We start from the raw sequence: 14,130 nt of genomic DNA, 5'->3' as shown, positions 1-14,130 counted from the left end.
CCTCACTGCGTGTCGCCATAGGGATCGGCCGCGTCGCGCAGGCCGTCGCCAAGGAAGTTCATCGCCAGGATCGTCACCACGATGAAAGCGCCGGGGAACAGCAGCCAGGGCGCGTCGGCCAGGGCGCGCAGGTTCTGCGCCTCCTGCAGCAGCACGCCCCAGGAGATGACCGGGCTTTGCAGGCCGAGGCCCAGGAAGCTGAGCGCGGTCTCGGCCAGGATCATGCCGGGGATCGCGAGCGTCGCGGTGGCGATGATGTGGCTGGTGAAGGCCGGCAGCATGTGCCGCCAGATGATCCGGAAGTCTCCGGCCCCGTCGAGCCGCGCAGCGGATACGTAGTCCTCGGACTTGAGTGACAGGAAGCGACTTCGGACCACGCGGGCAAGCTCTGTCCAGCCGATCAGCGACAGGATCAGGGTGATCGCGAAATAGTTCTGCAGTGCCGTCCAGTCGCGGGGCAGGGCTGCGGCGAAGCCCATCCACAAGGGTATCGGTGGGATCGAGCGGATGAACTCGATCACGCGTTGGATCACGTTGTCCACCAGACCGCCGTAGTAACCCGAGACGCCGCCGATGATGACGCCCAGCAGCAGGCTGATGAAGATGCCCGCAAGGCCGATGGAGAGGGTGATCCGCGCGCCGTAGATCAGCCGCGACAGCAGGTCCCGGCCCAGCCGGTCCGAGCCCATCAGGAACAGCACTTCTCGCCGGCCATCGACGCCGATCAGGTGGCGGTCGATGGTGAACAGGCCCCACATCTTCGTCTCGTGGGTTTTGGGGAAAAGGTGGATGTAGAACTTCTTCTCGGGGTCCGGGACGAAACTGCGGCGCAGGGCGACCTGGTCGACCTCGACCTTGTAGCCAAGGACGTGCGGGCGGAAGGCCCAGCCGCCGTCCTCGTTCCGGTCGATCAGGTGGATCGCCTGCGGCGGCGCGTAGGTGTAGCGCGCGTTGACTTCGTGCGGATCGTTCGGCGCCAGAAACTCGGCGAAAAGCGCGATGAAGTAGAGCAGTCCGAGGACCACCATGGAGACCATCGCCAGCTTGTGCGCGCGGAAGGCGCGCCAGATCAGCTGGGCCTGCGTCTCGGTCCCCGAGACGGCAAGGGGCGTGGGGGCTTCGAACTCGAAATCTGCGGTATTTGTCTGTGTCATGTTCTCGTCCCGGCTCATGTCGCCATTCCGGTGCGTATGCGGGGGTCGATCCAGGCCAGCAGCAGGTCCGAGATCAGCGTGCCGACCAGCGTCAGGATGCCCATGAAGAGGATCAGCGCGCCGGCGAGGTGCATGTCCTGGCTCAGGAGCGAGCGCAGCAGGATCGGCGAGAGCGTCGGCAGGTTCAGCACGATGGCGGTGACGATCGAGCTGGAGATGATCGTCGGCAGCACCCAGCCGACGGTGGCGACCAGCGGGATCATTGCGACACGCACCGGGTAGCGCATGATCATGCGGCTTTCCTTCATGCCCTTGGCGCGGGCGGTGACGACATAGGGTTTGTTCAGCTCGTCCAGAAGGTTGGCTCGCAGCACGCGGATGATCGGCGCGGCGCCCCCGGTGGCGATGACGACGACCGGGATCCAGACGTGGGAAAGGAAATCGAGGATGCGGCCCAGCGACCAGCGGGCGTTGGCGTATTCGGCCGAGAACAGGCCCTCGACCGCCGTACCGGTGAACACGTAAACGAGGTACATGATCAGCAGCGCCAGCAGGAAGTTCGGGACGGCAAGGCCGATAAAGCCGAAGACGGTGGCGAACATGTCGCCGACCGAGTAGCGGCGCACGGCGGAATAGATACCGATGGGCACGGCGATGGCCCAGAGCACGGTGATCGCCAGCATCTCGACCAGAAGCGAGATGCCGATGCGGCTCTCGATGATCTCGGCGACGGGCTTGGACAGGTTGAAGCTGTAGCCGAGGTCACCGACCAGCAGGTTCCGCAGCCATTTGAGGTACTGCACGACGAAGGGCTGGTTCAGGCCGTAGCGTTCGCGGAGCATCTCCTCCATCTGGCCGCCCGAGCTGTCGCCGGACGCGGCAAGTTCCGCCGCATAGGCCGAGATCACGTCGCCGGGTGGCAGCTGGATGATGAAGAAGCAGACGAAGGACAGCACGAGCGTCATGCCGATCATCGTCAGGATGCGGTTCGCGATGAACTGGAGCATAGGTCCCCCTGAAGCCCATTGGGCGGGGCGGCCCGCGCGTTGCGGGCCGCCCTCGGGTTTTCGGTCTTACTGGCGTTTGAACAGCAGCGACGTGTTCATCGGGCCGGGGTTCGGATAGATCCACGCGTGCGGCTGGTTCTCGGGGATGTTGCCCATCGCGTTGGATGCGATCCCGTAGGAACTCGGCGGCAGCGAGACACCGATTGTGTAGAACTGGTCCTTGGTGATCTCGAGCACCTGGCGGAACAGCTCGTCACGTTCGGCCGGATCGGCGGCCTCGTACATCTTCTTGTAGAGGTCCAGCTGCTCGGCGACCGCTTCCGGCGGGTCCTCGCGGTTGGCGTTGTTCGGATCCTTCCAGTTCATCGCCCAATTCAGAGCAAAGGCGCTCTCGTCGTGCATCGGGACGTAGTAGCGGCTGTCGAGCATGGCGTCGCCAAGGCCGCCGTCGCCCTTCCAGACATGGGCCATGTGGCGGTTGTTGTCCTTCTGCTCGTAGACATAGGACCGCTCGGCCTTGCGCACGTCGAGGTCGATACCGATCTCCTCCCAGTGCAGGGCGACCAGCTCGAGAATGTCGAGATAGGTCCCGAGATCGGTCGTCGTGTCGATCCGGATCGAGATCGGGCGGCCGTCGGGCAGCAGGCGGATGCCTTCGTCATTGCGCTCGGTCAGGCCGATGTCGTCCAGCATCTGGTTGGCGAGGTCCGGATCCCACTCGGTGTACTGCTTGGCCAGTTCCTCGTCGTAGAACGGCGACTCGGGGCGCGGCGCGGACTGGTAGGGCTCGCCCAGTCCCGCATAGACCACGTCGATGATCTCCTGCCGGTCGATGCCGTGCGAGAGCGCGATGCGGAAGTCCTTGTTCTGGAACAGCTCGCGGAACCCGTCGTCTTCGTAGTTCAGGTTCAGCTGGATGATCGCCGTGTTCATGTCCGCGACGGTCGTGTCGTAGATCCGGTAGTCGCCCTTCTCCTGGTTATCGAAGAAGACCGGCTTGTTCGCCACGTTGTCGATGTGGCGGTTGGTGAAGTCGATCTCGCCGGCAATGCCCATCAGCACGATCGAGTTGGCGTCCTCGACCTGGGTCATCGACAGGTTGTCGATATAGGGCAGCTGGTTCCCCTCCTGGTCGACCTTGAAGTAGTAGGGGTTCCGTTCGAAGGTGATGGGCGTGTTGATGCCGTCATAGTCGACCTGCTGGACCCACGCGGCCAGCGTCGGACGCTCGGCGTTGCGGTTCCGGCGCACGCCGCAGTTCAGCATCATCGCCTCGCCCCAACCCGAGAGGCCCGCGTCAGTCGCGTTCTTCTCGGCATCCGGGTTGTGGTCCGGGTGGAACTGCGAGCAGAACGCCTTTTGCATGTGCACGACTTGCGGCCCGGCGACCGAGGCCATCTGCTCGAGGAACAGCGAATGCGGCGCGGGCAGGTCGATCACCACGGTCTGCGCGTCGGGGGCCGATGCAGTGGCGCCCAGCAGCGCGGGCGGGCGTTCGCCCGGGAAGTCGTCGCGGTTGATCACTTCGTTGATCGCGAAGACCACGTCCTCGGCGGTGAAGGGCGTGCCGTCGGACCACTTGTGGCCCTCGCGCAGATGGAAGGTGAACTGCGTTGCATCCTCGTTCACGTCCCAAGACTTGGCGATGTTGGGCACGACGCCGTCCCAGTTGAAGGTGTAGCTGACCAGTGGCTCGTAGTTCGCCGAGCGGCGGATCCAGCCTTCGTCGTTATTGCCCTTGAGCGTCGAGCGCCAGGTGCCGCCGTAGGTGCCGACCTCGGGCGCCTCGAGCTGCAGCGGTTCGGCTGGCATCCGCTCTTCGACCGGGGGCAGTTCGCCCGCCTCGACCTTGGCGGCAAGCATGGGCGCCTGGGTGTAGCCGTTCGCCAGCGCGGGCGCGCCGGCGGTCAGCGCCAGCACGGCCGTGCTCAAGCAGAGCCGTCCGATATGTTTGGTCATTCTATCCTCCCGTTGAGATCTTGATCTTGGTCTCGGCCATGTCGTTCAGCAGGCCGGTCAGGGTTGCGGCATCTTCCCGGAAAGCATCGGGATCGTCGCCGCGGACGAATTCGAGAAAGGCACAGCGCGGGCCGGCATCCGGGTTCGGCGTCGCGGCGGCGGCCGTGAAGCGCTCGGCCCAGAGCGCACGGCCCTCGGCCAGCGGCAGCCGGTCCTTGTAGTCGCGCCAGTGAAACACGTGCAGATGCGCAAGGTGCGGAGAAAGCTGGGGAATTTCATCCGCCATCGCGCCGCGCGTGCCGTCGCCGCGGGGCTGCCAATAGGTGACGAGAGCGGGGTGATCGACCTCGGCCAGTAGCCGCGCGGCGCTCTCGGGCGTGTCGGTCAGCGTGTTGCGGTGATATTCCAGCCCCAGTACCAGGCCGCGCGCGGCGGCGGCCTCGCAATGGCTGCGGATCGTGGCGACGATGGCGGCGCGGTCCTCGGCCTCGGCGCTGCCTTGCCGTCCGGCCCAGATGCGGATGCAGCGCGCGCCCAGTTCGGCGGCGGCGTCCAGCACGGGGGAAGGGTCCTCGTCAGCACTGTCGCAGCGCAGGTAACTGCCGGCGGTGGGCGTGATCAGCCCGAGGTTGGCACATAGCGCTTTCAGGGTGCGCGCGTTGGCCAGGTCGCCCGGCGGCATGTGCACGTCCATGCCCCATTCCACGGCGCTCAGCCCGGCCCCTTGCACCAGGCTTGCGACCTTTTCAGGGGCAAGCTGGCGGAAGGTGACCGAGCAGAGGCCTGGGAGGAACGGCGGATGCGTCATGCTGCTGTGGCCCAGTTGGCCGGCCCGACTTCGTGACGAAGGCGGCCTTCGGAAAGGAACAGCGCGACCTCGGCGATCATGCTGTCGGTCATGCGGTGGATCTCGGTGCCCAGCGAGCCGGCGACATGCGGCGTGATCCAGCAGTTGTCGAGCGCGAGGAAGGGCGAATCCTCGGGCAGCGGCTCGGGTTCGGTGACGTCGAGCACGGCACTGATCCGGCCCGATTGCAGCTCCGCCAGCAGGGCGTCGTGATCGAGCAGCCCGCCGCGTGCGGTGTTGATCAGAAGCGCGCCGTCCTGCATCGCGGCCAGTTGCGCCGCGCCGATCATGTGCCGGGTCTCGGGCAGCAGCGGCGCGTTGATCGAGACGATATCGGCGGACATCGCCCCGGTCAGATCGACGCGTTTCGCGCCCAGTGCGGCGAATTCGGCGGACGGCAGCAGGGGATCGTAGAGCAGAACCTCCAGGTCGAAGCCCTGCAAGAGTTGCATGAGCTTGCGCCCGACCTTCGAGGCACCGATCACGCCGACGCTTTTGCCGAGGTTTCCGATATCGTCCCACGGCGCCTCGCCGCGGGTGGCGTGGCAGGACGGGGAGCGCTTGTAGGCGGCCTCGAACTGCGGCAGGCGCTTGTTCCAGCGCAGGATCCAGGACAGCGTGAATTCGGCCACCGGAACGGCGTTGGCCTTTGCGGCGCTGGTCGCGCGCACGCCGGTATCGAACAGGGCCGGATCCAGGATGAACTTCAGCGTCCCGGCGCTATGGGCGACAAGGCGCAGCGCGGGCAGGGCGCGGCGGGCCGCGCCGTCGATCCGTGGGGCGCCCCAGCCTGTGACGATGACCGCGACTTCGGCGGCGGCAGGGTCGGCGATAAGGGCGTCGAGCGTCTCGTGGCGCAGCAGACCGTCCGGACCCGCCAGCTGTCCCAGCCGCTCCATATGGGCTGGGGTCATCTGGCGGCGGTGCGTCGCCTCGGGCATGAGAATTGCAATTTTTGCCAACTTGTCGAATCCCGTCGTCGCTTCACGGGTATATCTAGCCATCTTGAGAATAATTTTGCAAGACAGAAAAAATTGCAAAACTTGCGCAATGCGTTTTGCTCAGCTCCCGTTCAGATCACGCACGCTGTCACGCGGAACCAGCGTTCCGCCGACCTGAAGGAACTGCACGGGGCGCTGCGGTTGGTGCAATCGCTGGTGCAGAAGGTCGATCGTCTGCTCACCCAGTCCTTCCCAGTCGATTCGGAAGGTCGTGAGCGGTGGGGCGGTCATCGCGGCGATCGGCATGTCATCGAAGCCGACAATGGAAAGATCACCCGGAACCGAAAGTCCGATCGCGCGCACGGCCTCGAGCGCCCAGGCGGCGGCGCCATCGTTGAAGCAAAACAGCGCCGTTGCGTCGCCCCGCTCGGTTTTCAGCCAGGTGGTGAAGCGTTCGAACAGTGCTTCGTCGAAGCTGCCGCCTTCGCCGAAGGTCGCGGTGATCCTGCCCCCGCTGCTTTCCACGTGCTGCCGGAACCCGTCAAAGCGCCGCTCCAGCGTGGTGCGTCCAATGCCTTGAAGGTACAGGAAATTATTATGCCCCATGCTGGTCAAGTGGCGGCCCATCAGCCGGGCGCCGCCAAAGTTCGCGGGGGCGATGGAGTCGATCAGGTATTCCTGGTCGACGCCGTTTGCGACCACCGCCGGAATGCCCCGTTCGACGATATCGGCGGCGACTTCCGCTGTGGGGACCACGCCCAGGAAGATGCAGCCGGTGCGGGGCCCGAAACTGGCGTCGAGCTTCTGATCATGGAACGTGCGAGAGCGGGTGATCGAGGAGTCGACCTTGCCGCTGACGCGCGGCGCAACGCTGCGGATCCCTTCGATCATCGCGGCATAGATCGAACTGCGGCTGTCGTTCAGTGCTCCCAGCGAGGTAAGGATCGAGATCCGCTCGAACTGTTCGACCCGCGGCGATTGGCGGATCGGATAGCCGATCTGCTGCGCCACCTCCTGCACCCGGGACTTGATGTCGTCGTTGATCGCCGGGCTGTCCGCCAGCGCGCGGCTGACGGTGCTGACCGAGATGCCCAGCGCGTCGGCGATATCGCTTTGTCCGGGGCGGGTTTTCTTGCGGGTTCTCTGCATGACGGCAGTTTAACGTGCCGTTTGGAAAGACCAATGCAAAAATTGCATGGCTTGCGGAAAATCTTTCGTCCGCGGCTCTTGGGGTGGTTGCCCGCACCCGCCAGCTGGGTCAGGCTGCGCGGGAAGGGGAGTTGCATGGGCTGGGGCCGGGGCAAACTGCTGGGTATCGTCGCGGCGCTGCTGTTGACCGGTTGCGAGCCGCGCGGCCAGTTGAGCTTCGTGCAATCCCCACCCGAGGCGACCCGACACGAGATCCTTGTCGCCAGCCCGCGCGCCCGCGAGCCGGCGGGCCTGTTCTACGGCGCGGATCGCGGGCAGGGGCTTGGCTTCGGTGCCTTCACGGTTTCGGTGCCGCCCAGCCACATGCCGGGCAGCGTTTCCTGGCCTGACGGTACCCCTGACCCGCAGGAGGATTTCGTCGTCACCCGGGCAGAGATCGCGGGATCGGACGCAGGCTTTGACCGGTTGTTGCGCGACCGGCTGCGCGCCGCGCCCACGTCAGAGGCGGTGATCTTCGTCCACGGTTACAACACCAACCACGCCGAGGCGCTCTACCGTTTCACGCAAGTCGTGCACGACTTCGGCGCGCAGGCGGTGCCGGTGCTCTACAGCTGGCCGTCGGCGGCGCGCGCGACAGACTACCTTTATGATCGGGACAGCGTGCTCTTCGCGCGCGACGGGCTGGAGCAGCTGATCGACCGGGTGCAGGCGGCGGGAGCCGGCCGGGTGCTGCTGGTGGCTCATTCGTTGGGCTCGCAACTGCTGGTCGAGGCCCTGCGGCAGAAGGCGCTGCGCGGACAGGGCCTGTGGTCCTCGCTGTCGGGCGTCGTGTTGATCTCGCCGGACATCGACATCGACGTGTTCCGGGCACAGGCGGCCTCCATCGGGGACCTGCCTCAGCCGTTCATCATCATCTCGTCCCGCGCGGACCGGGCGCTGCTGCTGTCGCGATGGATCTCGCAGAGCGAGACCCGGCTCGGTGCGGTGGAGAACCTGCAGACGCTTTCGGCGCTGGATGTGACCGTCATCGACACCACCGGCGCGGCGGTGCCCGGATCGGTGAACCATCTTACCGCCGTGACTTCGCCCGCTCTGATCACCCTTCTGTCGGGACTGGAGCAGAACCGGACGCTGGCGCTGGACACGCCCGTGCCGCCGAGCCTGCCGGTGCGGATCGTGTCCGAGGGGCAGGCCGTCGGACTGGTGATCGGCGGTCCCTGAGCCGCTGCTGCGAAGTTTTCGTGACAACGCTCGCTGCCGCTTGCCGCTGACGGGGCGGCGGGGCACACAGGCCTCCGGCAAGGATGGAGGGCGCATGTCGGTCGGGATACGCAAGGCGGTCAAGCGGTTCGGCGACGCGGCTGCGGTCGACGGCGCTGAGGTCGAGATCGCGACCGGCGAGTTCTTCGTGGTGCTTGGTCCCTCGGGCTGCGGCAAGTCCACGCTGCTGCGCCTGATCGCGGGGCTGGACCGGCTCGACGGCGGCGAGATTGCGCTGGATGGCGCGGTGGTCTCGGGCGGCGGCGTGCATGTCGCACCCGAAGAGCGTCGCACCGGGTTCGTGTTCCAGTCCTACGCGCTCTGGCCACACATGAGCGTGCTCGACAACGTCGCGTTCCCGATCGAGACCGCCGGGGCCAGCCGCACGAAGGCACGGGCCGAGGCGATGGCGCATCTGAAGACTGTGGCGCTGGAGCCTTTCGCCGACCGCCAGCCCGCCGCGCTTTCGGGCGGGCAGCGGCAGCGGGTGGCGCTGGCGCGCTGCCTGGCGGGCGGGGCGCAGACCGTTCTGATGGACGAGCCGCTGGCGAACCTCGACCCGCATCTGCGGGGGCTGATGGAAGATGAATTGGCGCGGTTCCACACGGCAGCCGGGGCGACGACGGTCTACATCACCCATGACCAGCGCGAGGCGATGGCGCTCGCCAGCCGGATCGCCGTGATGCAGGGCGGGCGCTTCCTGCAGGTTGGAACGCCCGAAGAGATCCACGACCGCCCTGTCAGCGCCGAGGTCGCGCGGTTCATCGGCCGTGCCGCCGTTGTCTCGGCCATTCGTGCCCGGACCAATGCCGGACCGGTGCTGCGCCTCGGCCCGCTGGAAGCCCCGGTCTGCGCCGGGCGCGAGGGGCGGGTGGAAGCGGTGCTCCGTCCGGGCGATGTGCGGCTTGGCGACGGGGACGTGCAGGGCCGTGTCGCCTCCGCCGACTATCGCGGTGGCGTTTGGGAGGGACGGATTGCCGTCGAAGGGCTGGACGAGACGCTACCCGTTGCCAGCCCCCGCCCGCTGCGCGTGGGCGAGTTGGTGCCGCTGTCGCTCTCAAGCGCCTGGGTGCTGCCCGAAGCCTAGACCCGCCAGGGCACCACGCCGGGCGGCAGGCGGCGGCCCGCGACGTGCAGCATTGCCATCAGCACCAGCGTCGCTGCGACCGTGACCGCCGACATGGCGGCGGCGAGCGTGGTGTAGCCGCCATCCTCGTAGTTGAAGATCGTGGTGCCGATGGTCTCGTTCCCGGTGGACCAGAGCAGGGCCGATACCGTCACCTCGTTGTAGGCGGTCAGGAACACGAGGATCGCGCCGCTGGCGGCGGCCGGGGCGGCCAGTGGCAGGTAGATTCGGCGCATCCGTCGGCCGAAGTCCGCGCCCGCAACCCGCGCCGCGTCGTCCAGCGCCGGGTCCAGCGCCGCCTGCGCCGCCGCCACCGGCTTCAACGCGACGGCGAAGAAGGCGCAGACATAGGCCAGCCCGATGATCCAGAGCGTGTTGTAGAGCGAGACCCCCAGGACCGGCAGCGGCCTGAGGAACGCCAGGATGAAGGCGATGGAGATCACCAGCCCAGGTATCGCATAGGCGACGTCCGCCAGTGCCAGCACCGCGCCCGAGGCGTGCCGCGCCGCCCGGTGCCTGCGCCGGTCGAGATAGTAGGACAGCACCACCGCCAGTCCCGCCAGCAGCAGCGCCGCCAGTCCCGCGACCAGCGTCGAGTTGGCGAAGGCGCGCAGCGTCACGTCCTGGTGCAACAGGACTTGCGCGAAATTCTCCCAGGTCAGGGTCTCGGCGGTCAGCGGCAGGCCGTAGGTCTTGACCAGCGCCGTCGCCAGCAGTGCGGCCATCGGCAGCGCCAGCGTCGCCAGCACGTAGAGCGCCACGGCGGCCTCGGCCAGGGGACGCCAGCGGCCGAGAGTGATCCTCAGCGGCGGCTGCGGTGGGCCGGACAGCGTCGCCGCGCGGGCCTGCAGCAGCCGTTGCAGCAGCAACGCCGCGACGGCCAGCAGCGCGACGATCAGCGAGATCACCGCGACATCCGTCAGTACCGACGGCCCAAAGCTGGAGAGCCTGCGCCAGATCAGCACCGGCAGCGTGGTGTAGCGCGCCGGGATGCCCAGCAGCGCGGGGATGCCGAAATTGCCGAGCGCCGAGACGAAGGCCAGCGCGAAACCGGTGATGAGCGTCGGTCTCAAGATCGGCAGAACGATCCGGCGCAGCACGCGGATCGGCCTGGCCCCGGCGAGGCGCGCGGCCTCGGACACCTCGCGGGGCAGGGCGCGCAGGGCGGCGAGCACCACCAGCAGCACCAGCGGCATGTGTTGGAGCGTGAGCAGCAACATCACCCCGCCGCCGGAGTAAAGTGGGTGGGTGGAGCCGATCTCGGGCGCGATCCCCAGCCAGCCCAGCACCGGGCTGCCCGGGCCGAGCGCCTGGATCCACGCGATCGCGGTCACATGCGGCGGGATCATCATCGGCAGCAGCAGAAGGAAGACGAACAGGCCCTTCGCCCGCAGGTCGGTCAAGCCGATGGCCAGCGCCAGCGCGGTGCCGATCACCAGCGACCCGAAGGCCGAGACCGCGGCGCTTTCCAGGCTGCGCCGGAACGCGCGCTGCACCGAGCCTTCGGTCAGGGCGTCCAGCAGCGGCACCAGCGACGGTCCCTCGGCCCCGCCCAGGCCCACGCGCGTCAGCAGGCCCAGCGGCAGGCCGTAGACGAGGGCGGCAAACAGAAGAAGCGCGGCGAGGGTCAGCCCCTCGCCGCGCAGGGCTTTGCGGATCAAGATGTCAGTCGCCGAAGATCTCGGAGAAGCGCTGCTTGTTGGCCATGTCGTCGGCCAGCGCCTTCGCCGGGTCGAAGTCGATCAGCTTGATCTGGTCACGGCCGGGGAAGCCTTCGGGGCCGGCCACGTCCGGATGCGCGGGCAGGTAGCCCTGGGCGGCGGCCAGCTCCTGGCCCTCGACCGACAGCAGGAAGTCGATGAACGCCTTGGCGGCATCCGGGTTCTGTGCGCTCGACAGGATCGCGGCGGGTTCGGTCACAGCCGAGACGCCTTCCTCGGGGAACACGAACTCGACCGGGGCGCCGTTCAGCTTTTCACGGATCGGCAGGTAGTCGACGACGAACCCGTAGAGCTTCTCGCCGCCGGCGATGGCCTTGTAGGTGCCGCCGTTGCCGCCCTGCGGGTTGGCGCCCTGTTCGGCGAGGCCTTCGTAGAACTCCCAGCCGAGGTCTTCGTCGGCGGTCAGCGCGGCCATGTGGATCGTCGCTGCGCCCGAGGTCAGCGGCGAGGGCATCGCCAGCTTGTCCTTGGCTTCCGGCTTCAGCAGGTCCTTGTAGGAGGTCGGGACCATCTCGGCGCCGGTGTTGTAGACGATGCCGGTGGTGATCAGTTTGGTCGAGAAATAGTGGCCTTCGTCGTCCATCAGCGCCGGATCGTAAGCCGAGGTGTCGGCATCGGCATAGGGCATCAGGCGCCCTTCGGCTTCGAGCCCTTCCATCGTGACCATGTCGGCGATCAGCAGAACGTCGGCCTGCGGCGCACCGGCCTCGAACTCGGCCAGCAGTTTGGCCATCACCTTGGTGGTGCCGTCGCGGAACCACTCGACCTCGACCTCGGGGTATTTGGCGGTGAAGGCGTCGACGGTCTGCTGCGCGTCCTCGTTGGGCTGCGAGGTATAGAGCACCAGTTTGCCGGACACGTCCTGGGCCATCGCGGTCGTGCCCATCAGCACGGCGGTCGCGGCGAGCGCGAAGATGCGGGTCATGGGGAAACTCCTGTCAATCGGGCAGGACCGGCGGCCCTGCGCGGACAGCGGCCTATCAGTCACGTGTGACGCTTTGTTGAAGGTTCGGGTTTTGAAGACCCGGCGTCGCTCGCGCGGCTGTGATGGGGGCGGGGGGATCAAAACGCGGACAGGGGAATTAGGTGGGCAACCGGCGCCCCGGAACGAGGGGCAGACGTGAACGATCAAATGAATGGAGAACCGCAATGGCCAAGATCCTGATCCTCTCGACCGCCCATGAAGCGATGGGCGAGACCGGCAAGAAAACCGGCGTCTGGTACGAGGAACTGGCGACGCCCTACTACGCCTTCACCGACGCGGGCCACGACGTCCATGTCGCGACCCTGGACGGCAGCGCGATCCCGATCGACCCGAACTCGGACGAGACCGGCGCGGATGCGCCCGAGTCCGTCACCCGGTTCCGCGGCGATGACGCGGCGCAGTCGGCGCTGAACGCGCCCGCGAAGCTGTCAGACTTCACGCCCGAGAGCGTCGATGCCGTCTACATTCCCGGCGGCCACGGCGCGATGTGGGATCTGGCGGAAAGCGACGCGCTGGCCGCGTTCCTGCGCGACGCGTGGGAGGCCGGCAAGGTCGTCGCCTCGGTCTGCCACGGCCCGGCAGCCTTCGTGAACTTCCGTGACGCCAAGGGCGAGCCGGTGGTCAAGGGTCGCAAGGTCGCCGCCTTCACCGACAGCGAAGAGAACGCCGTGGGCCTTGCCGACGTGGTGCCTTTCCTTCTGGAGACCCGCCTGCGCGAGCTGGGCGCCGAGTTCGACGGCGTGGCTGACTGGCAGCCGCATGCGGTCGCCGACGGCAAGCTGGTGACGGGGCAGAACCCCGCCTCGTCGGGCCCTGCCGCCGATCTGGTGCTGAAGGCGTTGGGCTGACGGCTGTGCGCGGCCCCGCGCTCAGTCGCGGGGCTGCAGGCCGGTCAGGGGGACCTTGAGGACAGGGTTCCCCTGGTCGTCCGTCGGAACCTCTCCGGCGCGCATGTTCACCTGAAGCGACGGGATAATGAGCTTCGGCATCTTCAGCGTCGCGTCGCGCTCGGTCCGCATCTTGATGAACTCGTCGCGGCTGGTGCCGTGGCCGACGTGGATGTTGTTCGCCCTCTCTTCGGCGACGGTAGTCTCCCACTGGATGTCGCGCCCGCCGGGGCCGTAGTCGTGGCACATGAACAGCCGCATCTCGTCCGGCAGTGTCAGCACCTTCTGGATCGAATCGTAGAGCTCCCCGGCATCGCCGCCCGGGAAATCCGCCCGCGCCGAGCCGCCATCGGGCATGAACAGCGTGTCGCCCACGAAAGCTGCGTTGCCCATCACGTGGGTCATGCAGGCTGGGGTGTGGCCAGGCGTGTACATGGCGAAAGCCTCCAACCCGCCGACCTTGTAGGTGTCGCCGTCCTTGAATAGTCGGTCGAACTGGCTGCCGTCGCGCTGGAACTCGGTGCCCTCGTTGAAGATCTTGCCGAAGACGTCCTGAACGACGCAGATCTTTTCGCCGATGCCGATCTTTCCACCGAGCTGGTCCTGGATATAAGGCGCGGCGGACAGGTGATCGGCGTGCACGTGGGTCTCGATGATCCACTCCAGCTTGAGCCCGTTGTCGCGGATGTAGGCGATCATCCGGTCGGCGTGCGCAAAGGCGATCTTCCCGGCGGCGTAGTCGATGTCCATCACCGAATCGATCACCGCGCAGGCCTCCGAGCCCGGGTCCTTCACGACATAGCTGATGGTGTTCGTCTCGGGGTCGAAAAAGGCTTCGACCTGCGGCGTCACGCTCATGTCCACGGGATAGTTCATGTCCGGCCCCCCTGTTGCTCCGGTTTCGTTGTGATTGTCCGCCAACCCCGGCGCGCTTTCAATGGGGCCGCGACGGGGTCTCGTGCGGCAGATCTGCGCGCTTCGGTACAAAAATCCACGATAAACCGTTGGCATCCGCCCGCGCGGCACGGCATTAAGGGGCGGCACGCATTGGCTGCGCCGACAGGGCCGGCGGCCGTGCAGAGGTCTGACCTCTG

12 protein-coding genes are annotated in these 14,130 nt (G+C 67.0%); 3 read left to right on the top strand and 9 right to left on the bottom strand.

Features of this window, described 5'->3' with window-relative positions:
* Nucleotides 1-2 precede the first annotated feature (2 nt).
* The 6 genes from ACW9UR_RS07690 to ACW9UR_RS07665 form a co-directional block, all read right to left on the bottom strand.
* Entirely contained in the window at nt 3-1,154 is a 1,152-nt protein-coding gene (locus tag ACW9UR_RS07690) for an ABC transporter permease (RefSeq protein ID WP_458916377.1), read from the bottom strand.
* A 14-nt stretch (nt 1,155-1,168) separates the two neighbouring features.
* Nucleotides 1,169-2,161 carry an ABC transporter permease gene (locus ACW9UR_RS07685; RefSeq protein WP_458916376.1) on the bottom strand — a complete coding sequence of 331 codons (993 nt, stop codon included), beginning with the start codon at nt 2,159-2,161 and terminating at the stop codon, nt 1,169-1,171.
* Between the two features lie 66 nt (nt 2,162-2,227).
* Nucleotides 2,228-4,120: an ABC transporter substrate-binding protein gene (locus ACW9UR_RS07680; RefSeq protein WP_458916375.1), complete on the bottom strand. Its 1,893-nt coding sequence runs from the start codon at nt 4,118-4,120 to the stop codon at nt 2,228-2,230.
* 1 nt (nt 4,121) lies between these two features.
* Complete coding sequence (locus ACW9UR_RS07675) at nt 4,122-4,928, bottom strand: sugar phosphate isomerase/epimerase family protein (protein WP_458916374.1); 807 nt, start codon at nt 4,926-4,928, stop codon at nt 4,122-4,124.
* A complete protein-coding gene (locus ACW9UR_RS07670) occupies nt 4,925-5,929 on the bottom strand; it encodes a hydroxyacid dehydrogenase (protein ID WP_458916373.1) in 1,005 nt (334 codons plus the stop codon). Before ACW9UR_RS07670 ends, ACW9UR_RS07675 begins: the two co-directional genes overlap by 4 nt.
* A gap of 99 nt (nt 5,930-6,028) precedes the next feature.
* Nucleotides 6,029-7,057 carry a LacI family DNA-binding transcriptional regulator gene (locus ACW9UR_RS07665; protein WP_458916372.1) on the bottom strand — a complete coding sequence of 343 codons (1,029 nt, stop codon included), beginning with the start codon at nt 7,055-7,057 and terminating at the stop codon, nt 6,029-6,031.
* 135 nt (nt 7,058-7,192) lie between these two features.
* Here ACW9UR_RS07665 and ACW9UR_RS07660 point away from each other — a divergent pair, with 135 nt between their 5' ends.
* Both ACW9UR_RS07660 and ACW9UR_RS07655 read left to right on the top strand, forming a co-directional pair.
* Nucleotides 7,193-8,278, top strand: a complete 1,086-nt coding sequence (locus ACW9UR_RS07660; RefSeq protein ID WP_458916371.1) for an alpha/beta hydrolase — start codon at nt 7,193-7,195, stop codon at nt 8,276-8,278.
* A 94-nt stretch (nt 8,279-8,372) separates the two neighbouring features.
* Entirely contained in the window at nt 8,373-9,404 is a 1,032-nt protein-coding gene (locus tag ACW9UR_RS07655) for an ABC transporter ATP-binding protein (protein WP_458916370.1), read from the top strand.
* Here the strand turns inward: ACW9UR_RS07655 and ACW9UR_RS07650 are convergent.
* Entirely contained in the window at nt 9,401-11,104 is a 1,704-nt protein-coding gene (locus ACW9UR_RS07650; RefSeq protein WP_458916369.1) for an ABC transporter permease, read from the bottom strand. The genes ACW9UR_RS07655 and ACW9UR_RS07650 overlap by 4 nt on opposite strands.
* A 4-nt stretch (nt 11,105-11,108) precedes the next feature.
* A complete protein-coding gene (locus tag ACW9UR_RS07645; protein ID WP_458916368.1) occupies nt 11,109-12,089 on the bottom strand; it encodes an ABC transporter substrate-binding protein in 981 nt (326 codons plus the stop codon).
* Nucleotides 12,090-12,313: 224 nt separating this feature from the next.
* Here ACW9UR_RS07645 and ACW9UR_RS07640 point away from each other — a divergent pair, with 224 nt between their 5' ends.
* A complete protein-coding gene (locus ACW9UR_RS07640; protein WP_458916367.1) occupies nt 12,314-12,997 on the top strand; it encodes a type 1 glutamine amidotransferase domain-containing protein in 684 nt (227 codons plus the stop codon).
* 21 nt (nt 12,998-13,018) lie between these two features.
* Here ACW9UR_RS07640 and ACW9UR_RS07635 read toward each other — a convergent pair whose 3' ends face one another.
* The gene (locus ACW9UR_RS07635) at nt 13,019-13,912 is read right to left on the bottom strand and encodes an MBL fold metallo-hydrolase (RefSeq protein ID WP_458916366.1); all 894 of its coding nucleotides are present in this window, start codon (nt 13,910-13,912) and stop codon (nt 13,019-13,021) included.
* Between the last annotated feature and the right edge of the window lie 218 nt (nt 13,913-14,130).

The organism is Halovulum sp. GXIMD14794 (genome assembly GCF_054457455.1).
This window is presented reverse-complemented; position numbering and strand designations above follow the sequence as displayed.

What these genes read in the sequence shown, in the direction of transcription:
- ACW9UR_RS07665 (WP_458916372.1), bottom strand. Translation starts at nt 7,057, where the DNA reads ATGCAGAGAACCCGCAAGAAAACCCGCCCCGGACAAAGCGATATCGCC.
- ACW9UR_RS07635 (WP_458916366.1), bottom strand. Translation starts at nt 13,912, where the DNA reads ATGAACTATCCCGTGGACATGAGCGTGACGCCGCAGGTCGAAGCCTTT.
- ACW9UR_RS07690 (WP_458916377.1), bottom strand. Translation starts at nt 1,154, where the DNA reads ATGACACAGACAAATACCGCAGATTTCGAGTTCGAAGCCCCCACGCCC.
- ACW9UR_RS07640 (WP_458916367.1), top strand. Translation starts at nt 12,314, where the DNA reads ATGGCCAAGATCCTGATCCTCTCGACCGCCCATGAAGCGATGGGCGAG.
- ACW9UR_RS07680 (WP_458916375.1), bottom strand. Translation starts at nt 4,120, where the DNA reads ATGACCAAACATATCGGACGGCTCTGCTTGAGCACGGCCGTGCTGGCG.
- ACW9UR_RS07645 (WP_458916368.1), bottom strand. Translation starts at nt 12,089, where the DNA reads ATGACCCGCATCTTCGCGCTCGCCGCGACCGCCGTGCTGATGGGCACG.
- ACW9UR_RS07685 (WP_458916376.1), bottom strand. Translation starts at nt 2,161, where the DNA reads ATGCTCCAGTTCATCGCGAACCGCATCCTGACGATGATCGGCATGACG.
- ACW9UR_RS07660 (WP_458916371.1), top strand. Translation starts at nt 7,193, where the DNA reads ATGGGCTGGGGCCGGGGCAAACTGCTGGGTATCGTCGCGGCGCTGCTG.
- ACW9UR_RS07675 (WP_458916374.1), bottom strand. Translation starts at nt 4,928, where the DNA reads ATGACGCATCCGCCGTTCCTCCCAGGCCTCTGCTCGGTCACCTTCCGC.
- ACW9UR_RS07655 (WP_458916370.1), top strand. Translation starts at nt 8,373, where the DNA reads ATGTCGGTCGGGATACGCAAGGCGGTCAAGCGGTTCGGCGACGCGGCT.